This window comes from Rhodococcus sp. KB6 (genome assembly GCF_001445685.1).
In the GTDB taxonomy this organism is placed as follows: domain Bacteria; phylum Actinomycetota; class Actinomycetes; order Mycobacteriales; family Mycobacteriaceae; genus Rhodococcus_F; species Rhodococcus_F qingshengii.
The window spans coordinates 173227-194989 of record NZ_LNAK01000134.1 but is presented as its reverse complement, the minus strand read 5'-3'; the positions used below and the strand labels follow the sequence as shown (position 1 = coordinate 194989).

Here is a 21763-nt window from a genome sequence, read left to right as displayed (position 1 = left end):
ACCGTGGCCGATACCCAGTTGGACGTCAAGTCCAGCGCCCCCGTCGTGGTCTCGCACGTCGATGAGGCCGAGGTTCCCTCTGCCGCATGGGGGTGGAGTGGTGAAGGACTCAAGTTTTTCCGTTTCCTCGGATGGTTCTTCGCAATATTCCTGCTTCTGATGATGATCGGAAACCATCACGGCAAGGTCGAGGATCTGTGGCTCATCGGCACCGCCGGATTGATGATCTTCATTCTGGTCCGCGACATCGTCATCCGTCGCCGCCCGCGCTAGAAACCTGACAAAGAGAAGGCCTCCACGAACGAAAGTTCGTGGAGGCCTTCTCTTTACGTGTTTCAGGCCTGGAACGTTTCAGTTCTCGGCTGCCAGCTGGCCACAGGCTGCGGCGATTTCCTGACCGCGCGTATCGCGCACCGTGCACGAGACGCCCTGGGCGATGACCCGACGCACGAACTCACGCTCGACGTCCTTGGGGCTCGCGTCCCACTCGCTGCCCGGAGTCGGGTTGAGCGGAATCAGGTTGACGTGCACCAACCCGCCGAGTGCTTTCTTCAGCTTCTTGCCCAGCATGTCCGCGCGCCACGGCTGATCGTTGACGTTCTTGATCATCGCGTACTCGATGGACACACGGCGACCGGTCTTGTCTGCGTAGTACCGGGCAGCCTGAAGTACCTCCGACACTGACCAGCGATTGTTGACCGGGACAAGAGTGTCGCGCAGTTCGTCGTCCGGTGTGTGCAGCGATACCGCCAGCGTGACGCTCAGGCCTTCGTCAGCGAGCTTGCGGATAGCGGGAGCGAGGCCGACGGTCGAGACCGTGACGGACCGCTGAGACAGGCCGAGGCCGTCGGGTGCAGGCGAGGTGATCCGTCGTACCGCTGCCACCACACGCTTGTAGTTCGCCAAAGGCTCGCCCATACCCATGAACACGACGTTCGAGAGGCGTCCGGGGCCGCCGGCGACTTCACCGTCGCGCATGGCGGCCGCTGCCTCGCGAACCTGATCGACGATCTCGGCGGTCGAGAGGTTGCGGTCGAGGCCGCCCTGACCCGTCGCACAGAACGGGCAGGCCATTCCGCAGCCTGCCTGACTCGAGATGCAAAGTGTTGCCCGGTCGGGATAGCGCATCAAGACGCTTTCGAGCAGCGTTCCGTCATGTGCCTTCCACAGGGTCTTGCGAGTGTCGCCCGAATCGCACGCGAGGTGCTTGATCGGGGTCAACAAGGTCGGGAACAGCGACTCCCCCACCTTCTCGCGCACCGATGCGGGGAGATCGGTCATCTTCTCCGGATCGGCTTCGAGCCGCGCGTAGTACTGACGCGCCAGCTGATCGGCCCGGAAAGCCGGAAGGCCGAGCTCTTTCACCGCTTCTTTGCGCTCGGCGGAATCGAGATCGGCGAGGTGCCGTGGAGGCATTCCGCGCTTGGGTGCAGTGAAAACGAGGGGAAGAGAGGCAGCCATAGTTACACCATTGTCCCATTGTTTTGGGGTGCTACCCCACTGCCACCCGATTGTGGCCGGATTACCCGTGCAACTTCGCGCAGGTTGAGTGATGATCATGTCATGTCAACCACACCAGAGGATCCGTCGAATTCCCCCGTGTACGGCCCAGCCGACGGTTTCGGCCCCGATCCGGAACTTCCGAAGGTGGACGAGAACAAGGCAGTGGAAAAACACGATCCGGAACCGACACCGACGCCTGAACCGGTGCCGACCGGAACGTCGGTCACCGACCGAACCAGAGCCGCCACGACCTGGGTTGGCCTGGTCATAGGTGCAATCGTGTTGATCTTACTGCTGGTGTTCATCCTGCAGAACCTCGAGAGCGTCTCCGTCAAGATCCTCGCCTGGCAGATCGACTTTCCGCTCGGAATCACGATCCTGCTTTCCGCCATCGCGGGCGCATTGATCATGGCGTTGGCAGGCGGCGTTCGCATCATTCAGATCCGGCGCGCAGCGAAGCGGCAGATGTGACTGAAATCTAGTTACGCAATTGGGTCGATCGATGGGCCAGCAGGCATCATTGATGTCGTGGAAATCACCGGAAAGGCCCTGATGTGACTACTCACATGGAGAGACCTGTGACCTCGCGAATTGCCCCGCAGCAGGCAAGATCCTGGCTCCTCGTCCCCGCGTCCAAACCGGACACCTTCGACGCCGCACTCGCGAGTGCGGCCGACGCCGTCATTCTCGACCTCGAGGATGCCGTCACCGCACCCAACAAACCAGCTGCCCGCCGCGATGTCGCCGCATTCCTGAGCGAACACAATCACGCCTGGGTTCGGATCAACGACGCCACGACACCGTTCTGGGAAGAGGATCTGGCCGTACTCGCGGGCCTCCCCGGACTCGAGGGTGTCATGCTCGCAAAGACCGAAAGCGGTCAGCAGGCCGACGCCACGGCCGAGCGACTTCCCGACGGCACCAAGATTCTTGCTCTCGTCGAATCCGCGGTGGGACTCGAGGCTGCGCCCGAGATCGCACGCACTGACGGCATCTTCCGTCTCGCATTCGGCAGCGGCGACTTCCGGCGCGACACTGGGATGGACGACTCCCCCACGTCGATGTCGTACCCGCGTTCGCGGCTCACCATCGCCAGCCGCGCGGCACGCATCGCTCCGCCGATCGACGGTCCCACGCTCGGCCCCGATCTGGATCTGCTCGCCCGAGACTGTGCGATCACCTTGTCACTCGGCATGGCCGGCAAACTCTGCATGACCACCGCGCAGACTGCCCCCGTCAACGCGGGACTGAGTCCCTCCGTGGCCGACGCGATCTGGGCTCAGAATGTCATCGACGATCTCGGCGAAGACGGCTCACGCGTGCGCGACGGCAGCGACTTGCCCAAGCTCGCCAAGGCGAAGAAGATTCACAAGCTCGCCACCCTGTTCCACATCCCCACCGATCACTGATTTTTTTACTACTGAATCGGTGCAGAAAACGTCAGGCGCTCAAGTCGGAGCGCCTGACGTTCGTCTTTTGAGCCCGCCTTCACGCAAGTTCGAGTGATCGTGGTTTGGACCGAACATGGATCCGGTATCGCACCGTGAAGCCCAATCCCGTTACTTGCGAGAACGCACGCTCGGCAGTCTTCTCGGTGAACTCGATTCCGAGTACCCGCCGCATATCGTCTCGATTCTCGAACTCCCACCGGGTCTCGACGCGCGTGAGCGAGAATCCTTGAGCCTCGAAGAACGCTTCGACCGCCGCGGGATCGTATTTGGGCAGATCCGCCCTCATCCACTCCCCGTACGGGCCGGCGCTCACATCGAGATCCACGATCAGCAGGGCTCCCCCGGGCCTCAGGATGCGCATTGCTTCACGAATTCCGGGGCCGCAGCCTTTTCCGAAGAAGTACGCCGTACGGGCATGGACGAGATCGACTGAAGCATCCACCAGACCCGTGGACTCTGCTGAACCCTGGACTACGTCGATCGACGCCGAATCGCGGGTTCGTTCCCGCGCGGCCTTCACCAGCGGTGCGTGCGGCTCCACTCCGACAACACGACGGGCAGTACGAGCGAACTCCGGTAGATGGAACCCCGCCCCACAGCCGACATCGACGACATCGCGTCCAGTCCAGTCGACCCGGGCTCGCATCGCCGCCCAGAGGGAACCGTCGACGTCCTGCGCGCGGTTCTCGATTTCGTACACGTCCGGCCAATGCCAGATGTTCGGACTGGGAATGGGCTTGGATCGGCCGGAGAAGAAATCACGCACGAGAAATCAGACGAGTGCGTACAGAATCAGCCAGGTGACAAATGCCGACGGCAGGAGTGAATCCAGGCGGTCCATGATTCCGCCGTGGCCGGGAAGCAAGGTTCCCATGTCCTTGATGCCGAGTTCACGCTTGATCTGCGATTCGATCAGGTCGCCGACCGTCGCGACTACCACCAGGACGACACCGAGCAGGACGCCGATCATCGAATTCGCGTCGAGTATCAACGTCACCGAAAGCAAACTGCCGATGACGCAGAAAATGAGGGAGCCGACGAATCCCTCCCAGGACTTCTTCGGGCTCACAGCGGGCACCATCGGGTGCTTCCCGAACAGCACTCCAGCCGCGTAGCCGCCGATGTCGGAGCACACGACACCGATCATCAGGACGAAGACGCGACCGGGGCCGTCGTCTTCGAGCACCATCAACGCACCGAATGACGCCAACAGCGGGATCCACGCCAGAACGAACACCGTGATGGAGGTGTCTCTCAGGAAGTTCTTCGGGGTCGCCTTGAGGCCGTGGTCGAACAACCGCCACACCATGCATACCAGGACGGTCGCGGTGAATCCGCTGAGCACCCCGACCGGTCCCCACGGCCAGCCGAGCCAGATCGTGGCTTGCCCGCCGACGAGAAGCGGAATTCGCGGCACCTCGATGTCGGCTTCACGAAGCCGCGTGGTGACCTCCCACGTCGCGATGAACATCGCGATCGCAACGACGGCGATCCATCCGGGGGGCAGGAAGATCAAAGTGCCGATGACCAAGGCGCCGAGGCCAGCTCCGACGCCGATGGCGGCAGGTAGGTTCCTGCCCGCCTTCGACTTCGGCGGTTGCGCGCCCTCAGCGCCGCCCGTAGGCCCGTCCGTGACGGGACCACCGGCGGTTCCCTCTTGTGCGTGCACCCAAACTCCCTGATCTACTCCCGACGACAAACACTGCAAATGAGGAGGCTATACCTCCATCAACTCTGCTTCCTTGTGCTTGACGAGTTCCTCGACCGTGTGCACGTACTTCGCCGTGGTCTTGTCGAGTTCTTTCTCTGCGCGACCGACCTCGTCCTCGCCGGCTTCACCGTCCTTCTGGATCCGGCTGAGTTCGTCCATCGCCTTGCGGCGGATGTTGCGCAGCGTGACCTTGGAATCCTCGCCCTTGGACTTGGCCTGCTTCACCAGTTCACGTCGACGCTCTTCCGTGAGCTGCGGAACCGAAATGCGGATGATGCTGCCGTCGTTGGACGGGTTCACCCCGAGATCCGAGTTGCGGATCGCCGTCTCGATCGCGTTGAGCTGCGAAGCCTCGTACGGCTTGACGATGACCATGCGGGCCTCGGGGACGTTGATGCTCGCGAGCTGCGTGATCGGCGTGATCGAACCGTAGTAGTCGATCACGATGCGCGAGAACATACCGGGGTTCGCGCGTCCGGTGCGAACCGAGCCGAGATCGTCCTTGGCTACCGTGACAGCCTTTTCCATCTTCTCTTCTGCCTCGAAGAGCGCTTCATCGATCACGGCTGTTCCTCCATGTTGTTCTGCATCATTTTTTGGGTGTCACTCACGACTTGATCAGGGTGCCGATCTTCTCACCGGACACCGCGCGAGCGATGTTTCCTTCGGTGAGGAGGTTGAACACCATCATCGGCATCGAGTTGTCCATGCACAGGCTGAATGCCGTCGCGTCCGCGACCTTGAGCTCACGTTCGATGACCTCACGGTGCGTGATCTGTTCGTACATCGTCGCGTCCGGGTCGAGACGCGGGTCGGCCGAGTAGACGCCGTCGACAGCCTTGGCCATCAGCACTACCTCGGCACCGATCTCCAGCGCGCGCTGCGCAGCAGTGGTGTCAGTCGAGAAGTAGGGCATACCCATCCCGGCACCGAAGATGACTACGCGCCCCTTCTCGAGGTGCCTGCGTGCGCGAAGGGGGAGGTACGGCTCGGCGACCTGGCCCATGGTGATGGCCGTCTGCACGCGAGAATCGACGCCCGCCTTCTCCAGGAAATCCTGCAGAGCGAGGCAGTTCATGACGGTGCCTAGCATGCCCATGTAGTCGGAGCGCGCGCGATCGAGGCCACGCTGCTGCAGTTCCGCTCCGCGGAAGAAGTTTCCGCCGCCGATGACCACTGCAACCTGTACGCCCGATCGAACGACCTCTGCGATCTGCTCAGCCACCTTGGTGACCACGTCGGGATCGAGACCGACTTTGCCGCCTCCGAACATTTCGCCGCCGAGTTTGAGCAGGACCCGCTTGAATCCTGGACGTTCGTTGGCTGGTTCGGACATTGTTCTCCTCAGTTCGATACAAGACCTTGTAGGTCCTTCATTCTTCTTCTGCCGCCGAATCGGACACCGCGGCATAGGAAAGCCCCCGGGACTCGTCCCGAGGCACTCTCATCCTGCCTCATCGGAGGCCCCAGGTACACGTAGACCCCGCCGGTAGAGCAAATGCTCTTCAGGCGGGGTCCATGTGTGCGGGCTCCGAATTAAGCGGAGGCGCCGACCTCGAAACGCACGAAGCGCTTGATGGTCACGCCTGCCTCGTCGAGGATCGCCTTGACGGTCTTCTTGGAGTCCGTGACCGAAGACTGCTCGGTCAGAACGACGTCCTTGAAGTAACCGTTGACGCGGCCTTCGATGATCTTCGGCAGTGCCTGCTCGGGCTTGCCTTCTGCGCGGGCGGTCTCTTCGGCGATGTGACGCTCGGAAGCGACGATCTCCTCGGGAACCTCGTCACGCGTGACGTACTTCGCCTTGAGTGCTGCGACCTGCATTGCAGCGCCGCGAGCGGCCTCAGCAGCAGCATCGCCTTCACCGGTGTACTCGACGAGAACGCCGACAGCGGGCGGCAAGTCGGAGCTGCGCTTGTGCAGGTAAACGGCAACGGGGCCGTCGAAGGAAGCGACGCGGCTCAGTTCGAGCTTCTCACCGATCTTCGCGGACTGCTCCGCAATGACGGTGTCGATGGTCTTGCCGTCGAGCTCGAGCGCCTTGAGAGCGTCGAGGTCAGCAGGCTTACCAGCAGCAGCGACGGTCACGATCTCGTCGGCCAGCTTGATGAACTCGTCGTTCTTGGCGACGAAGTCGGTCTCGCAGTTGATCTCGATCATGACGCCGTCCTTGGCGACGACGAGACCCTCAGCGGTGGTGCGCTCTGCGCGCTTTCCGACATCCTTCGCGCCCTTGATGCGCAGCTGCTCGACGGCCTTGTCGAAATCGCCGTCTGCATCTGCGAGTGCGTTCTTACATGCCATCATTCCGGAGCCGGTGAGCTCACGGAGCCGCTTGACGTCAGCGGCGGTGTAGTTCGCCATGATTAGCGAGCCTCCTCATGTGTCTGTTTCGGACCTAGGACTAACGGTGAAGCACGGCCTAACGGTGAAGCACGGCCTGACGGTGGTGCTCGGGCCTAACGGTGAAACGGCCCTGACCAAAAGAACTCTTGGTCAGGGCCGGTTTCAACGAATCAGGCCTCGGTGGCCGGTGCCTCTGCGGCGGGGGCTGCCTCAGCCTCTGCAGCCGGAGCTGCCTCAGCCTCTGCGGCCGGAGCTGCCTGCGAGAGCAGTTCCTGCTCCCACTCGGCGAGGGGCTCGCCTGCGCCGGCTTCGGGCTTCGCGTCCTTGTCGGCGCTCAGTCCTGCACGTGCCTGCACACCTTCGGCAACCGCGGAAGCGACAACCTTGGTCAGCAGTGCTGCGGAACGGATGGCGTCGTCGTTGCCCGGGATCGGGTAGTCGACGAGGTCAGGGTCGCAGTTGGTGTCCAGGATCGCGATGACCGGGATGTTCAGCTTGCGAGCCTCGGCAACTGCCAGGTGCTCCTTGTTGGTGTCGACGATCCACACCGCGGAAGGAACCTTGGCCATGTCGCGGATACCACCGAGGGTGCGATCCAGCTTGGTCATCTCACGCGTGAGCATGAGGATTTCCTTCTTGGTGCGACCTTCGAATCCACCGGTCTGCTCCATTGCCTCGAGCTCCTTGAGGCGAAGCAGACGCTTGTGAACGGTGGTGAAGTTGGTGAGCATGCCGCCGAGCCAACGCTGGTTGACGTAGGGCATTCCGACGCGAGTCGCTTCGGAAGCGATGGACTCCTGCGCCTGCTTCTTGGTACCGACGAAGAGAACGGTGCCGCCGTGGGCAACGGTCTCCTTGACGAACTCGTACGCCTTGTCGATGTACGTCAGCGTCTGCTGGAGGTCGATGATGTAGATGCCGTTGCGGTCGGTCAAGATGAATCGCTTCATCTTCGGGTTCCAGCGACGGGTCTGATGTCCGAAGTGGGTTCCACTATCGAGCATCTGCTTCATGGTTACGACAGCCATGGCTGTGTACCTCAAACTTTCAATCCGGTTGATGCAGGCGATCGGGTGATCCCTGCCCTGGCACCCGCACGGCCGTCGGACCTGTTTCGTGAGAACCAGGACCAGCCGAGGCCGGAAAACGTGCGCGGGCGCGCGAAGTCGGACTGTGCGAGCACAGACCGCTCGACAAGTGTACGTCCTCGTCCCCCGATGCCATAACCACCCCGGTAGCAACAGACCGAACCGGCGGTTGTGGATCGGCGGCTACCTTGTGGATTACCCGTCTGATCTGCATTGAAGCGTGCGCTACTCCACGCAAGATCAAGGAATGACGATCTTGCGCGGAGCTCGACGAGGCGTGGTATTTGCCGTGATCTCCTGCTGTGTCGCCGTAGGCACGGCGTCAGCAGACACGCGATTCGACTGGCCGCTCGCTCCTCGGCCGCACGTGGAACGCGCTTTCGACAAACCGGCCGAGAACTGGCTGCCGGGTCATCGCGGGGTCGATCTCGGCGGCAGCGCCGGCCAATCCGTCCTCGCGGCCGGCGACGGCATCGTGGTGTTCGCGGGAGTGGTCGCCGGAAAGCCGACGGTGTCGATAGATCATTCCGGCGGCCTACGCACGACCTACGAACCCGTCACCGCAGTCGTTCGCACAGGTGAACGCGTCGCAGCCAGGTCAGTGATCGGAACCCTCGAAACCGGGCACGAAGGGTGCGCTGTCGAAGCATGTTTGCACTGGGGCTTGCGCAGAGGACGCGAGTATCTCGATCCACTCGGACTGGTTCGGTCGCAACCGCTCAGGCTCAAGCCATTGAAAGGAGGCTGATCGGTCGCAGAAATCGGTCGCAGAATCAGCGCCATTCGGAAACGGCGTGCCGACCCACAGCGTCCGCGAAGTCGTCGGCCACCATCGCTGCCAGTTCCATGAACGCCCGTCTGGTGGCCGGTCGCATCAATTCGAGGTCCATCACCGACCCCTCCGCGAGATGCTCGTCGAAAGGAATGACCTCGACGGCGCGGCATCGACGCATGAAATAGTCCACCAACGCGTCCATGTCGATGACGCTCGACCCTGGTCTGGCGGCGCTGATGACGACGACGGTCCGCTCGACCAGATGGCCGTATCCGTGCAACTGAAGCCAGTCGAGCGTTGCCGCTGCACTGCGCGCTCCGTCGATTGCCGGCGAACTGACCAGAACCAACGAATTGGCAAGATCCAGAACGCCGTTCATCGCCGAGTGCATGATCCCGGTACCGCAATCAGTGAGGATGATGTTGTAGTAGACCTGCAAGATGTCGATGACCTGGCGATAGTCGGCCTCGCTGAATGCCTCCGAAATCGCCGGATCCTGCTCACTCGCCAGCACCTCGAGACGACTCGACGACTGGGATGTGTGCACTCGAACGTCCGAATAGCTCTTTATGTCCGGTCTAGCAGCAATCAGATCGCGCACTGTCGAATTGGTCTGCAGCGGAACACGTTGTGCCAAAGTCCCGAAATCGGGATTGGCGTCAACCGCCACGACGCAGTCACCACGCAGCGAAGCAAACGTCGCACCGAGTCCGACCGTGACCGTCGTCTTGCCCACGCCCCCTTTGAGCGAGAGCAGAGCGACTCGGTAGTCGTTGCGGATCGGCTGCTCGATTCGGGCGGCCAGTGCACGGTTGCGCTGTTCGTTGGTCGAATCCCCCAGATTGACCACACCTCCGGTCGCACGATGCAATCCCCTACGCCAGCCGCCACGCGGCGTCCGTTTCGGGCGTTTCAGTAAAGCTTCGGCAACCAGATCCTGGTTTGTCACCTGCTGTTGGCTCGACGGTGGCGGTGGCGCGGACCAGACCTCTTGCAGTCGCGCCACAGGCTCCGGCGTCGGCGCCGGCCCGGGAGCCGGTTGCGGCGATTCGGACAGCCAGGCTGGTTGGCCGCTGTTCGGCAGGTGCTTCACATCTTGGCGGTTCACGAATCCCCCGGATATCGCATGTAATCGAGTGTCTCGACACGACGATCGAACTTTGCCGATTGTTCACTCTTCTGAGCTGCGACGCTACCAAATACCGGCCGAGAACTCGCGTCGCTCCACAAATCAGGCGCGCGGATGGGCCTGATCGTGGACGGATCGAAGCCGTTCGACCGACACGTGCGTGTACAGCTGAGTGGTCGCCAAACTCGCATGACCGAGGAGTTCTTGGACCACACGAAGGTCCGCACCACCCTCCAGCAAATGTGTCGCAGCCGAGTGCCGAAGCCCGTGCGGACCCATGTCGGGAGCCCCTGGAATTGCAGCCATGGTTTCGTGGACCACCGAACGCGCCTGACGCTGATCGAGTCGGCCGCCTCGAACTCCGAGGAGCAACGCTCGCCCGGACCGATCCGAACACAGCGCGGGTCGTCCGTGCTCCAGCCAGCCGTTCAGTGCCGATTCTGCGGGCAGGCCGTATGGCACCGACCGCTCCTTGTTCCCCTTGCCGAGAACACGAAGCAATCGTCGATCGGCATCGACCGACTCGACGTCCAGTCCACACAACTCGCCGACGCGAATTCCGGTGGAGTACAACAATTCCACGATGAGTCGGTCTCGCAGGGCGAGCGGGTCTTGTTGCTGCGCACCGCTTTCCGCCGCATCCATTGCGTCGAGGGCCTGGCTCTGGCGCAGTACCGTCGGCAGCGTCCGGCGAGCTGGTGGAGCCGCCAGACGTGTGCCCGGGTCGACGGAAATGCGTCCGGTCTGCGCGAGCCACGCAGTGAACCCACGCGCCGAAGAAGCCCGTCGAGCTACCGTCGTACGGGCTGTTCCTACGGCATTCTGGGCGGCCAACCACGAACGCATGACACTTAGGTCGAGGCGGTCGAGATCTGCATTCTCCGAACCCGCGGAGAAATGGGTCAGCAATGCCCGCGCGTCACCGACGTAGGCGCGGATCGTGTGTTCCGACCGGCCTCGGCTCAGTCGGAGGTGCTCGGCATACGCATCGAGGTGAACGCTCAAGCTCGCCGGCAATGCGTCAGTCATGAACACACGCTCGCTCGCCGCGATTGAAACTGCAAGCTCCCTCGCCGATAGGGTTGATCGGTGAATCGAGCAATTCCTCTGAAGATGTTGTGCGTACTGGCACTGATTTCCGCAATCGCTCCACTGTCCATCGACATGTACCTGCCCGGCCTACCGTTGATGGCGGATGCACTCGACACTACTGCGGCCAGCGTTCAGCTCACGCTGACCACCTTCATGGCAGGCCTCGGAATCGGCCAGCTGATCGTCGGTCCGATCTCCGACGGACTTGGCAGGCGACGAATACTGCTGGCCGCGACAATCATCACGGCACTGAGCGGCGCGGCATGCGCGGTGGCGCCGAACATCGAGTTTCTCATCGGTGCACGACTCGTCCAGGGCTTGAGTGGAGGCGCTGCCATCGTTCTTGCCCGCGCTTGTATTGCCGACCGAGCGCGCGGCGACGACGCAGCGAAGCTCTTCAGCATCATGATGATCATCGGCGGTATCGCTCCCGTGGTCGCGCCACTGATCGGCGGCGCACTTCTCGGCCCCGTCGGGTGGCGCGGGATCTTCTGGGTCCTGGCGGTCGCGGGCGCTGTAATGGTGGCTGGTGTCGTTTTGCTCGTTCCCGAGACACTTCCGCCCGAGCGACGCCACGGCGGCGGATTGAAGGCCCTGATCTCGAATCTGCGATACGTGGTCCGCAATCGGCACTACCTCGGATATGCGCTCGCATTCGTCTTCGGATTCGGCGCCTTGTTCGCGTACATCTCCGCGTCACCGTTCGTCGTTCAGAACGTTCTCGGGCTGAGTCCGTCACAATTCTCGATCGTGTTCGCAGTGAACGCCACCGGAATGGTCACGGCAGCGATGATCACCACTCGCCTGCTCGGTCGCGTCGGAGCACGCACGCTGCTGCGTTTCGGGGTGTGCCTACTCCTCATGGGCGGCGCCGTATTGTTCTGCACCAGCGTGGTTTTCAGTTCCACGAATACCTGGTTGATCTTGGTCCCACTGTTCGTGGCAATTTCGAGCATCGGGTTCATCATGGGCAATGCGACCGCTCTCGCCCAAGGAGAGGTCACCAACGCGGCCGGGACCGGTTCAGCGCTGATGGGAGCGGGCCAGTTCGGCTTGGCGGCGCTGGTTTCGCCGTTGGTGGGAATTGCGGGAGAAGACACGGCAGTTCCGATGGCAATCGCAATTCCCACCTTCGGAGTTCTCGCGGCCGTTGCGCTCGTGTTGCTGACTCGCGGCACGGCCGCCGCGAGTTAGTTTTCGGCCGCAGCGAGTTCGGACTTCCAGACCCGGAAGCCCTCTTCGGTGCGACCACGACGCCAATAGCCGGAAATAGAAGCGGCCGACGCCGGGACATTTCGTTCCTTGCGAATGTACGGCCGGAGGTTGTGCATGACGGCTTGCGCTTCACCGTGAATGAACACGTGCGGTTCGCCCGGCAACCACTCGAGCGCCTTGACCGCGGCGACAACCGGAGCGTTGTCGCCCGCCAATTCTTCGCCGACCGCGTCGGACGATGCCCCGCGATGCAGCCAGGTCACGGCAATACCTTCTGGGGCATCGAGCGCGATTTCGTCTTCCGGTCCCCCGACCTCGACGACGGCGTAGCCGACCGCATTCGGCGCCAATCGCGCTATCGACGCGGAAATAGCGGGTATTGCGGTCTCGTCTCCGACGAAGAGATACCAATCAGCGGTTGGTGACGGCAAAAACGCGCCACCGGGTCCCCGCAGAGTAATCTCAGCGCCCGGCTGAACTGACGCGGCCCATGGACCTGCGACACCCATGTCGCCGTGGACGACAAAATCGATTGCAATCTCTTTGGCATCAAGATCGTACGAACGAATCGTGTAGGTGCGCAGTGACGGCTGATCAGGAGTGCCGAATTCGATCTTTACATAGGAATCGCTGTATTCGCTGGGAGTGAACGACTCGAAGCCTGGTCCCCCGAGAAACACTCGTACCATATGGGGGGTCAATTGTTCGGTCCGCAGAACCGTCAATGCAGTTGTCGGCTTGGCCACAGAAAGATCCTTCCGAAAGTTAGTGTTACCTAACTAATGTACACGACAATTGCAGCACGAGGGCGAAATACCTCGCCGGCGACTCCACATAGCGCTCTGTCGACCTTTGTACAGAGCGAAAGAAACCGACCAATCTGCTGGGTAAATTCGGCGCTGTTTAGACGAATTATCTGATCTGCTTCACACGGACGACCTGTCGGACAAAGCTGTCCGAGAACTCGGCAAAGCAACAGTAAAATACACCTCTGGCTCCCGGCGAGTTCGCCGAGAGCCAGAGGTGTATTTAATTCAATCTAGTGTGCAGCGTCGAAAGCGTCGATGATTTCCGCTTTGATACGCCCACGCGGAGCAACTTCGTAACCGTTCTTACCTGCCCAGTCACGGATGGCCTGGAGCGTCTCCTTGGAGCGTCCGGAACCTGATGTGGCCTGCGGAGATGCAGCCTGAGCCTTCTTGCCGCGCTTCCCGCTCACCTTCGCAGCAGCCTCGACGAACGGCTTCACCGCAGCGTCGAACTTCTCTGCATTGGTGGCGCGCAGATCGATCACGTAATCCGTTCCCTGGTAAGAGAACTCAATTCGATCACCGAATCCATCGTCAATCGGCTTACCATCAAGGTCGTCGATGAGTTGCCGAATCAGCTTCTCAGCCATTGCACTCCTCTTTCAATGATCGATTCAATTCTCCTTCACAATACACAGATAGAGCGTTGATGAACAAAAGAAGTTCGAAAGCCTTCACCGTTTCCGAACAGACTCAATGGTCCGAATTAGCAGCGGGTTAGCGGCATTGCCTCGACCGAACACGACCCTGAAAATTCTGCACATTCATCCCTCGGATGCCGGGTGTCAATCAATGCCCGCCGTCATCGTGATCCAGACTAATCGGACTTCCATGCACATTGACCTGAGGCTTTCCTGAGACCCGTCGAACTTGCAGGTCGGGTCGGCGAAACGCATCGAGAATTACATTGCACACAGTCGAGCAAATTCGTGAAAAATAGCCCTGACGTGCCATTTCCGATGCGCTGCGGGTATTGACGATTCACGGTCTTCGCAAACGATTAGTGAGCATCGCCACGCATGGTCTGACGGGCGCAGAAGTAGTTCACGTACTACCGCGTCCGAAACCAACCACTGGAATCAGAACTTGCAAATCCCTCCAGTTCGAGCAGAGGAAGAGTGGCACGAACCTGAGCTATGAGCAATCCCGATTCCTCGGACAACTCACGCGTACTGCGAGACCCCGTTCCCGGCAATGCTTCGTATACCAATCGAGAATTGCCTCGCAATGCGTCGATGTCACGCGTCGCGGCTGCATCCTCCGCGGAATCCCCGACACCAAATGGGCCTGACGCTTCGACTACATCCACGGCATTGGAAACGAGTTGCGCTTCACCTTCGCGGATCATCCGGTGACATCCGGTCGACGATGCCGAGGTAACCGGTCCGGGCACCGCCATCACGGGACGGCCTAGTTTTCGAGCCCAATTGGCGGTATTGCGTGCACCACTGCGCCAACCCGCCTCGACCACCACTACTCCGTCCGACAACGCAGCTACCAGTCGATTCCTTGCCAGAAACCGGAACTTTGCAGGTGTTGTGCCCGGCGGATATTCACTTATCACTGCACCCGAACTCGCTATCTGTTTGAGTAGTCGCGCATGCCCTGACGGATACGCCCGGTCCACCCCACAGGCCAAGACAGCCAGTGTGTTTCCACCTACGCCCAATGCAGCGCGGTGCGCGGCCCCGTCGATACCGAAGGCCGCCCCGGAAATCACGGTCCATCCGTCGACAGCGAGGTCACCGGCAATCTCTGCCGTCACGTGTTCGCCGTACGCAGTAGATGCCCGCGTGCCCACAATTCCAACCGATCTCTCGGTCAGATCAACCAAATCCCCGGACCCCAACACCCACAACACAAATGGCGCCGTCTCACCCCCGGAGGGATCGAGTCCGTCAAAGGAAAGCATTCGCCACGCCGGCCAATCGGCGCAGTTCGGTGTTACGAGTCTGCCACCCATCGCCTCCATCAGGTCGAGGTCTCGTTGGGCTGTGTCGATGTGAGCGCGGGCTCGCGTCTTCTCCTCGATCGCGGGTGGCAGATCGCCGTTGCGAACCGCCCTCGCAGTTTCTTCGACCCCGAGCTCGCCGATCAACATGGACATGTATGCGCTAGGGCCCTGCACGACGCGGGACAGATATGCCCAAGCGAGTAGTCGTGGATCGTGTGCAGTCATTGGAATCCCCTGTCTCGAAAGTCGAGTGCGGTGACAACTTGGTCTGGTCCGGGCATCGGCTCACCTGCCAGATCGGCGACACTCCAGGCAACCCGCAACGCTCGGTCCGCCCCACGAGCAGTGATGACACCTTTACGCAGCGCCCGTTCCACCGGCGCCAGCGCTGCACGCGAGAGTCTGAACTTCTGTCTCAACGCCGGCCCTGGCACCTCCGCGTTGGTCCGCCACCCGTACTCACTCCACCGCTGGGCTGCAGTGTCCCGAGCCGCCGCCACGCGCGCACGAACATCGCTGGTGCTTTCCCCCACTTCGTCGATCAGCGCTCCGGTTGCTACCGCCTGCATCCGGACCCTGATGTCGACTCGGTCCAACAACGGGCCAGACAATTTCCCCAGGTAACGGCGACGCGCCGCGGGTGCGCAGACGCAGTCCGCGTCTCGCGGCGGCGCGCATGGGCACGGATTCGCGGCCAGGATCAGCTGGAACCGCGCCGGGTACCGAGCAACTCCGTCCCGCCGGGCGATTCGCACTTCCCCGTCTTCGAGTGGTGTGCGTAGCGCTTCGAGCACCTTCACCCCGATCTCGGCACATTCGTCGAGAAACAGCACGCCGCGATGGGCGCGGCTGACCGCACCAGGACGAGCCATCCCACTACCACCACCCACCAGCGAACTGACCGACGAACTGTGATGCGGCGCAATGAAAGGCGGCATATCGATCAACGGCCGATCCTCCGGCAACACCCCCGCCACCGAATGAATCGCCGTCACCTCCAACGACTCCCCCTCCGTCAACGGCGGAAGAATCCCCGGAAGCCTCTGCGCCAACATCGTTTTCCCGATCCCCGGCGGACCCGTCAACATCAAATGATGCGCACCCGCCGCAGCAACCTCGATCGCCCACCGAGCATCCGTCTGCCCGACAACCTCACTCAAATCCCGCACCGCCACCACACCAGCACGCTCGAAAACATCAGGAACAGCAAGCGCCAACTCCCCACGCAACCACCCGATCACCGCGGACAGATCGTCAGCGCCCAGCACCTCGATCCCCTTCACCAAGCCCGCCTCAGCCAACGCCCGAGCCGGAACCACCACAGTCCCCCACCCCGCCCGCTTCGCCGCAAGCACCGCAGGCAACACACCACGCACCGTCCGCAAACGACCGTCGAGCGCCAACTCCCCCAAAAACACAGTCTCCCGCAACAACTTCCGCGGCAACTTCTTCGCCGCATCGAGAACTGACAACGACAAAGCCAAATCGTAAACACTGCCCACCTTCGGCAACGTCGCCGGCGACAACGCCAAAATCACCTTGCTGTCCGGCCACTCCTCACCAGAATTGGTCACCGCCGCTCGAATCCGATCACGCGACTCGTGCAACGCCGTATCAGGCAGCCCCACCAAATGCACCGCAGGCAACCCGCGCCCGATATCCGCCTCGATCTCCACTATCTGCCCGTCCACACCACTGACCGCAACAGAATGCGCCCGCCCCAACGCCATCAGAACGCATCCACAAAATGCTCGACCGAAGGCACGCCGTCCCGGCCGATCAACACCGCCACCACATCGAAACGGACCCTCGACCACGACCGGCCCGAATCAGTGAGCCAGTGCATCGCCAACACCCGAATCCGACGCTGCTTCGCGAACGTCACCGACTCCGCCGGACTCCCGTACCCGGCACCCGAGCGAGTCTTCACCTCCACGAACACAATTCGATCACCGGACGTCGCAACAACATCCAACTCGCCGTACCGACAACGCCAATTGCGTTCGACAATCTCCAAACCCGCATCAATCAGGAACTCGACAGCCACATCCTCGCCCCGAGCCCCCAACGCCATATTCCTCGCCATCGCAGCCCCCACCACTCACACCCCGCGCCCGCCCATACGAAACGCGTCCCAACCACCACCCTCAACCCACCACCACAAAACCAAGCCATCCGAAAACAACCTGTTCACAACTCGGAACCTGTGGAATTCGGCAGCGCGACACACCAACGGCGACCCGAAACCTGACAATTTTCTGAAATCAGCCACATCTTGGACGAAAGTCCAGTAGAACTAGTTACAGTTTTGCTCAAACCGTCACGCACCCCGCTGAATGGAGTTCTACATGGCCCGCCGCTCACTTCGCCACGCAGTAGCAACCACTACATCCCTCGTTCTCATCGCCGCCGGCGTCACTGTTGGACTTGGAGCCTCGGTGGCGCAAGCAGCACCGGCATGCGCGCTCAACCAGTCGGTCACCGACAGTTGGGCCGGTTCCCTCGGGACGCCGTACACCGTCAGCAAGGAGGTTGTCGGCGACGGCAAGGTCGCCCCGGGACAGACGGTCACCTACCTGACAAAGGTTTCCGGTTCGGGAGCACTCGTCAATCAGATCCGCGATTTCCACCCGGCAGGATTCCAGCTGGTCAAGGCTCGCCTGAACGTCAAATGGCTTATCGGCGACCAGAAGTGGGACGACGTCACCAAGACCGTCGTCGTCGGCAACAACTCCGTGGTGGCAAAGGGCGGCGGATGGACCACTGCTGGTGGCGGCATCATCGCATTGGAGACCACCTACAAGGTTCCCGATAACGCAGTTGTCGGCTCTCAGCTCGACAGCGGCGCCGGCACCAACATTGTGCTGGCGGCGGGCGACTGGAACATCAATCCGATGGGCGTGTGCGTCACCATCCGGCAGCCGAACCCCGTCGAGGCGGGCGCCGGAAGCCTCGAGGACATGGGCTTCGGCTCACTCAACTCCGGATCGGGCCAGGTATTCGGTTCCCTCACCGATCCGCAGGGGTCGATGACCAATGTCATCAGCGGTGTCCTGGGCAATGTGCTCGGCAACATGAGCTGACTCAGTTCGAATTAGAAATGGGCCGAGCTACCAGCACATGCTGGTAGCTCGGCCCATTTCTACGTTGCCGAACAAAGCTTTGCCGTCAACCGAGTTCAAGAAATCATCAGCAAATCACCGCGTCAGCTTTCCGCCGTACCGGGCCGGCGTCGTACCGAAGGTTTCCCGAAATGCGGCGATGAACCCGCTACTGGTTCGGTAACCCACCTGCGGGGCAACGTCGTTGACACCCTCACCCCGCGCGAGCATCTCGAGCGACGCATACATTCGGGCGCGAGTCCTCCACTGTCCGAAGGTAATCCCAGTATCGGCGACAAAGGCACGCATCAAGGTCTTGGAACTGACCCCGAGTTCGCCCGCCCACTCCCCCAGCGTCCGTGAGTCTGCCGGATCGGCGAGGATCCGTGCAGAAACCGAACTCGCCGCAGCATTACGAGGAACCGCGAGGACGTCGTGCCGTTCGGGCGCGGCAGCAAGAATGTCGTAGAGCAACTCCTGACTCATCAACCGCCGAGCATCGTCGATGGTCCGATCTGCGAGATGGCGCAGCAATTGAGCGGACAAAGCATCGACTTCGAGAACCAGTGGCTGAGTCCACCTGGGCCCGCCAGGGCGTAGATCCGGACGCGCATAGGCCGCGATCATGCATCCCGCCGACAGAAGCGTCATGTCGTGGAGAACGGTGCCCGGCAACCAGACCAAGTGCTCGCTGTGCAGGTGCCACACGTTGCCCCCGGCAGCAATCTGCATCGTCCCTTCACTCATCCAGGCGATCTGATGCTCCGGGTGGCGGTGAGCCCCGTACGCGGTCACGGCCTCCACGACGTTGGTGTAGACCTGAAAATCTTTGAATGTCCGTCCGCGACTATCGGGCAGCGCTAGCAAGGACTTTGGGCGAGTCGAGTACTCGATAGTGGACATTTTGCGTCTTTCTGGGCGTATCCGAGTCCATCCTGAAGGATGGACCGACGATCCTGCAAAGGTTAGCCTCACTTTATTGCTGACGCGACCAGCTCAGCACTTCATGCGGAACTCAGATCACTTCGCCCACCACTTCGAAGGAGCATGCACGTGCCCTCACGTAGCACCCGAATCCTCGCCGCCTTATTCACGACGGCCGCGATCATCGGGTTCTCGACCGCCTGTGGAACCTCGCAAGGCGTCGACACCGCATCAGCGCGCCAGAGCAACGGCGCATTCCCCGTGACGATCGAGCACGCACAGGGTTCGACGACAATCGATGCCGAACCCCAGCGGGTAGTGACACTCGGATACACCGATCACGAACCACTGCTCGCCTTGGGAGTTGAACCCGTCGGCATGGCCGAATGGTGGGGGTCCGGCATGGATGAAAGCTGGCCGTGGACGAAGGATTACTGGAAGGGAAAGACTCCGACCTACATCAACAGCGGCGGAGACTTCAACTTCGAGCAAATCGCCTCCCTCGCACCAGATCTGATCCTCGCGCTGTACGCCGACATCGACACGGAAACCTACAAGAAGCTGACCTCGATTGCGCCGACTGTCGCGCAGAGCAAGGACTACGACGCGTACACAACGCCGTGGACCGACATGACGCTCACCGCCGGGCGCGCCCTCGGCAAAGGACCACAAGCTCAGCAACTGATCACGGATACCGAAAACGCGTTTGCCGCCGCCCGCGCTGCACACCCGGAGTTCGCCGGGCAAACCGCAACGATCGTCAACCTCGACACTCCCGAGGGATACGTGTTCTCGTCGCACGACCCACGCGGCATTTTCGTCTCGTCACTCGGGTTCACCCTCCCCGCGACCGTCGACGCATTCGTCGGCGACCAGTTCGGCGACTGGCTGCCGAACGAGCGATACGACATCCTCGAACCCGTTGATCGTTTGATCGTGATGGCCGATCCGGGGGGAGAGAAAGCCCTCGCCGACAACACGCTCTACCAGCGACTACCCGCCGTGAAGAGCGGAAATGCGATAGTCGTGCGGTACACCGCAGATCCACCCGTCGGCGCGGCGATGTCCGGCAATACCGTCCTGAGCATTCCGTATGCCATCGACCAACTGACAGCCACGTTGTCGAAGTAAACAACAGGGCAGGTATCGAAAATATGTTCGAAGAGTGTTAGCCTCGGGGTCAGGAAGCACTCACGGACATCGAGGATCACCATGGACGAGGTACCGGAGACAGCGCTGGATCTTGCACGACTCGATCTGGCTCGATTGGTCGACGAGCTGACGGTTCTCGACCAGCGACGCGTCGACATCGGCGAGAGTTTGGTTCATCTCGAGTACCTCTACTCCCAGATGGGCGCACGGCAACAGGCAGATGCTGCCCGAAAAGCCTTCCAGGAGAAGTACGTCGGACGAATCTACGAACTCGCAGACGGCCTGCGAACCTGAAAAGGGGTTGCACACAACCACTGACCGAGCGCATGGTCATTCCTGCACGACACACCGGACCGATGGGTTCGGCTGTGAACTATGTGGGAGAAATCTGATGGAGAAGATCACCAAGAGGTTGTGGAACTGGGCATCGATACTCGACGAAAACACTCGCGAGCAAGCGCTGCGCACGTCCCAGATGCCTTTTGTCCGTCCACATCTGGCATTGATGCCGGATGCGCACCTCGGTGCGGGAGCGACGGTGGGTTCGGTCATTCCGACGGAAGGCGCAATCATGCCCGCCGCCGTCGGAGTCGATATCGGCTGCGGAATGATCGCGGTCAAAACCCAGTTCAACGCACGCGACCTTCAAGGCCGCGACCTGAGCGTACTTCGCCACAGCATCGAACGCTCCGTTCCGCTCTCGGCAGGTGTCTACAACAAGACGCTGAGCGACACGGCGAAAATCCGCATCGCAGAACTCGAGGCAATGGCGGGCGATCGCCTGGCCTTCTACGACAAGTTCAAGAACAACTGGAGGTTTCAGCTCGGAACGCTGGGCTCTGGTAACCACTTCATCGAGGTGACACTCGATGAAAGCGACGGCGTCTGGCTGTTCCTGCACTCGGGAAGCCGCGGTATCGGAAACAAGCTCGCGCAGTATCACATCAAGATCGCCAAGGACTTGTGCGAGCGGTGGTACATCAACCTTCCCGATCCGGATCTTGCCTACCTGGTCGAGAAGACACCCGAATTCGACTCGTACATCACCGATCTCAACTGGGCTCAGCACTTCGCTTTGCTCAACCGCGAAGAGATGATGGACCGCGTCGTGAAGGACTTCGCGCATTTCATGGGAGACGGCAAGCCCGCGATCATCGACGAAGTCGAGCGGATCAACTGCCACCACAACTTCACCCAGAAGGAGTTCCACATGGGCAGGGGTGTGTGGCTGAGCCGTAAGGGTGCGATCAAGGCAGACGAGGGCACGCCCGGGCTCATCCCCGGTTCGATGGGGACGGCGAGTTACGTCGTCGTCGGGAAGGGAAACGTACCGTCGTTCAAGTCCAGCCCCCACGGCGCGGGTCGGGTGTACGGACGTAACCAGGCACGCAAGACCTTCACCATCGAAGATCTCGACAAGGCAATGGTCGGCATCGAATACAAGCGTTCCGCGGCGTTCCTCGACGAGATCCCGGGTGCGTACAAGGACATCGACGTCGTGATGGACGACGCG

General features: G+C 61.3%; 24 protein-coding genes. 9 read left to right on the top strand and 15 right to left on the bottom strand.

Annotated elements, in window-relative coordinates; translation table 11 throughout:
- Window positions 1–3: 3 nt before the first annotated feature.
- Window positions 4–273, top strand: a complete 270-nt coding sequence (locus tag ASU23_RS20860; protein ID WP_003942762.1) for a DUF2631 domain-containing protein — start codon at window positions 4–6, stop codon at window positions 271–273.
- 78 nt (window positions 274–351) lie between these two features.
- Here ASU23_RS20860 and rlmN read toward each other — a convergent pair whose 3' ends face one another.
- On the bottom strand, window positions 352–1461 hold the full coding sequence (gene rlmN, locus ASU23_RS20855; protein ID WP_003942816.1) for a 23S rRNA (adenine(2503)-C(2))-methyltransferase RlmN: 1110 nt from the start codon (window positions 1459–1461) through the stop codon (window positions 352–354).
- A gap of 102 nt (window positions 1462–1563) precedes the next feature.
- Between rlmN and ASU23_RS20850 the strand changes: the two genes are divergently transcribed.
- Both ASU23_RS20850 and ASU23_RS20845 read left to right on the top strand, forming a co-directional pair.
- Window positions 1564–1974 (top strand): lipopolysaccharide assembly LapA domain-containing protein, encoded by a 411-nt coding sequence (locus ASU23_RS20850; RefSeq protein ID WP_073512295.1) that lies wholly within the window; start codon window positions 1564–1566, stop codon window positions 1972–1974.
- A 95-nt stretch (window positions 1975–2069) separates the two neighbouring features.
- The gene (locus ASU23_RS20845; RefSeq protein ID WP_030535660.1) at window positions 2070–2912 is read left to right on the top strand and encodes a CoA ester lyase; all 843 of its coding nucleotides are present in this window, start codon (window positions 2070–2072) and stop codon (window positions 2910–2912) included.
- Between the two features lie 79 nt (window positions 2913–2991).
- Here the strand turns inward: ASU23_RS20845 and ASU23_RS20840 are convergent, their stop codons facing one another.
- The 6 genes from ASU23_RS20840 to rpsB all read right to left on the bottom strand — a co-directional run bounded on the left by ASU23_RS20840 (window position 2992) and on the right by rpsB (window position 8039).
- Window positions 2992–3720, bottom strand: coding sequence for a class I SAM-dependent methyltransferase (locus tag ASU23_RS20840; RefSeq protein ID WP_058038631.1), 729 nt, complete (start codon window positions 3718–3720; stop codon window positions 2992–2994).
- 6 nt (window positions 3721–3726) lie between these two features.
- Window positions 3727–4623, bottom strand: a complete 897-nt coding sequence (locus ASU23_RS20835; protein WP_003942673.1) for a phosphatidate cytidylyltransferase — start codon at window positions 4621–4623, stop codon at window positions 3727–3729.
- A gap of 48 nt (window positions 4624–4671) precedes the next feature.
- Window positions 4672–5229: a ribosome recycling factor gene (frr, locus tag ASU23_RS20830; RefSeq protein WP_042924420.1), complete on the bottom strand. Its 558-nt coding sequence runs from the start codon at window positions 5227–5229 to the stop codon at window positions 4672–4674.
- 43 nt (window positions 5230–5272) lie between these two features.
- Window positions 5273–6001 carry a UMP kinase gene (gene pyrH, locus ASU23_RS20825; RefSeq protein WP_003942722.1) on the bottom strand — a complete coding sequence of 243 codons (729 nt, stop codon included), beginning with the start codon at window positions 5999–6001 and terminating at the stop codon, window positions 5273–5275.
- Between the two features lie 200 nt (window positions 6002–6201).
- Window positions 6202–7029: a translation elongation factor Ts gene (gene tsf, locus ASU23_RS20820; protein WP_007734877.1), complete on the bottom strand. Its 828-nt coding sequence runs from the start codon at window positions 7027–7029 to the stop codon at window positions 6202–6204.
- 152 nt (window positions 7030–7181) lie between these two features.
- The gene (gene rpsB / locus ASU23_RS20815) at window positions 7182–8039 is read right to left on the bottom strand and encodes a 30S ribosomal protein S2 (protein ID WP_003942709.1); all 858 of its coding nucleotides are present in this window, start codon (window positions 8037–8039) and stop codon (window positions 7182–7184) included.
- 307 nt (window positions 8040–8346) lie between these two features.
- Between rpsB and ASU23_RS20810 the strand changes: the two genes are divergently transcribed.
- Entirely contained in the window at window positions 8347–8847 is a 501-nt protein-coding gene (locus tag ASU23_RS20810) for a M23 family metallopeptidase (RefSeq protein ID WP_042924423.1), read from the top strand.
- Window positions 8848–8872: 25 nt separating this feature from the next.
- Here the strand turns inward: ASU23_RS20810 and ASU23_RS20805 are convergent, their stop codons facing one another.
- The gene (locus ASU23_RS20805; protein ID WP_058038630.1) at window positions 8873–9982 is read right to left on the bottom strand and encodes a MinD/ParA family protein; all 1110 of its coding nucleotides are present in this window, start codon (window positions 9980–9982) and stop codon (window positions 8873–8875) included.
- A gap of 123 nt (window positions 9983–10105) precedes the next feature.
- A complete protein-coding gene (locus ASU23_RS20800) occupies window positions 10106–11032 on the bottom strand; it encodes a tyrosine recombinase XerC (protein WP_054187787.1) in 927 nt (308 codons plus the stop codon).
- Between the two features lie 84 nt (window positions 11033–11116).
- Between ASU23_RS20800 and ASU23_RS20795 the strand changes: the two genes are divergently transcribed.
- Window positions 11117–12289, top strand: a complete 1173-nt coding sequence (locus ASU23_RS20795) for a multidrug effflux MFS transporter (protein ID WP_058038842.1) — start codon at window positions 11117–11119, stop codon at window positions 12287–12289.
- Here ASU23_RS20795 and ASU23_RS20790 read toward each other — a convergent pair.
- The 5 genes from ASU23_RS20790 to ASU23_RS20770 all read right to left on the bottom strand — a co-directional run bounded on the left by ASU23_RS20790 (window position 12286) and on the right by ASU23_RS20770 (window position 17159).
- On the bottom strand, window positions 12286–13056 hold the full coding sequence (locus tag ASU23_RS20790) for a siderophore-interacting protein (RefSeq protein ID WP_058038629.1): 771 nt from the start codon (window positions 13054–13056) through the stop codon (window positions 12286–12288). The genes ASU23_RS20795 and ASU23_RS20790 overlap by 4 nt on opposite strands.
- Before the next feature lie 293 nt (window positions 13057–13349).
- On the bottom strand, window positions 13350–13709 hold the full coding sequence (locus tag ASU23_RS20785) for an Lsr2 family protein (RefSeq protein WP_003942721.1): 360 nt from the start codon (window positions 13707–13709) through the stop codon (window positions 13350–13352).
- Window positions 13710–14170: 461 nt separating this feature from the next.
- A complete protein-coding gene (dprA, locus tag ASU23_RS20780) occupies window positions 14171–15298 on the bottom strand; it encodes a DNA-processing protein DprA (protein ID WP_003942814.1) in 1128 nt (375 codons plus the stop codon).
- On the bottom strand, window positions 15295–16803 hold the full coding sequence (locus ASU23_RS20775) for a YifB family Mg chelatase-like AAA ATPase (RefSeq protein WP_058038628.1): 1509 nt from the start codon (window positions 16801–16803) through the stop codon (window positions 15295–15297). The genes dprA and ASU23_RS20775 overlap by 4 nt, the downstream gene beginning before the upstream one ends.
- Entirely contained in the window at window positions 16803–17159 is a 357-nt protein-coding gene (locus ASU23_RS20770) for a YraN family protein (protein ID WP_039973464.1), read from the bottom strand. Before ASU23_RS20770 ends, ASU23_RS20775 begins: the two co-directional genes overlap by 1 nt.
- A 262-nt stretch (window positions 17160–17421) precedes the next feature.
- Here ASU23_RS20770 and ASU23_RS20765 point away from each other — a divergent pair, with 262 nt between their 5' ends.
- Window positions 17422–18156 carry a hypothetical protein gene (locus ASU23_RS20765; protein WP_007734864.1) on the top strand — a complete coding sequence of 245 codons (735 nt, stop codon included), beginning with the start codon at window positions 17422–17424 and terminating at the stop codon, window positions 18154–18156.
- 114 nt (window positions 18157–18270) lie between these two features.
- Here ASU23_RS20765 and ASU23_RS20760 read toward each other — a convergent pair whose 3' ends face one another.
- The gene (locus ASU23_RS20760) at window positions 18271–19077 is read right to left on the bottom strand and encodes an AraC family transcriptional regulator (protein ID WP_058038627.1); all 807 of its coding nucleotides are present in this window, start codon (window positions 19075–19077) and stop codon (window positions 18271–18273) included.
- Window positions 19078–19221: 144 nt separating this feature from the next.
- On the opposite strand from ASU23_RS20760, the gene ASU23_RS20755 reads away from it, so the two are divergent.
- The 3 genes from ASU23_RS20755 to ASU23_RS20745 all read left to right on the top strand — a co-directional run.
- Window positions 19222–20229: an iron-siderophore ABC transporter substrate-binding protein gene (locus tag ASU23_RS20755; protein ID WP_253741419.1), complete on the top strand. Its 1008-nt coding sequence runs from the start codon at window positions 19222–19224 to the stop codon at window positions 20227–20229.
- A gap of 81 nt (window positions 20230–20310) precedes the next feature.
- The gene (locus ASU23_RS20750) at window positions 20311–20544 is read left to right on the top strand and encodes a hypothetical protein (RefSeq protein ID WP_058038626.1); all 234 of its coding nucleotides are present in this window, start codon (window positions 20311–20313) and stop codon (window positions 20542–20544) included.
- A 97-nt stretch (window positions 20545–20641) separates the two neighbouring features.
- Window positions 20642–21763: RtcB family protein (locus ASU23_RS20745; protein ID WP_058038625.1), on the top strand; the 1122-nt coding region annotated here is incomplete at its 3' end.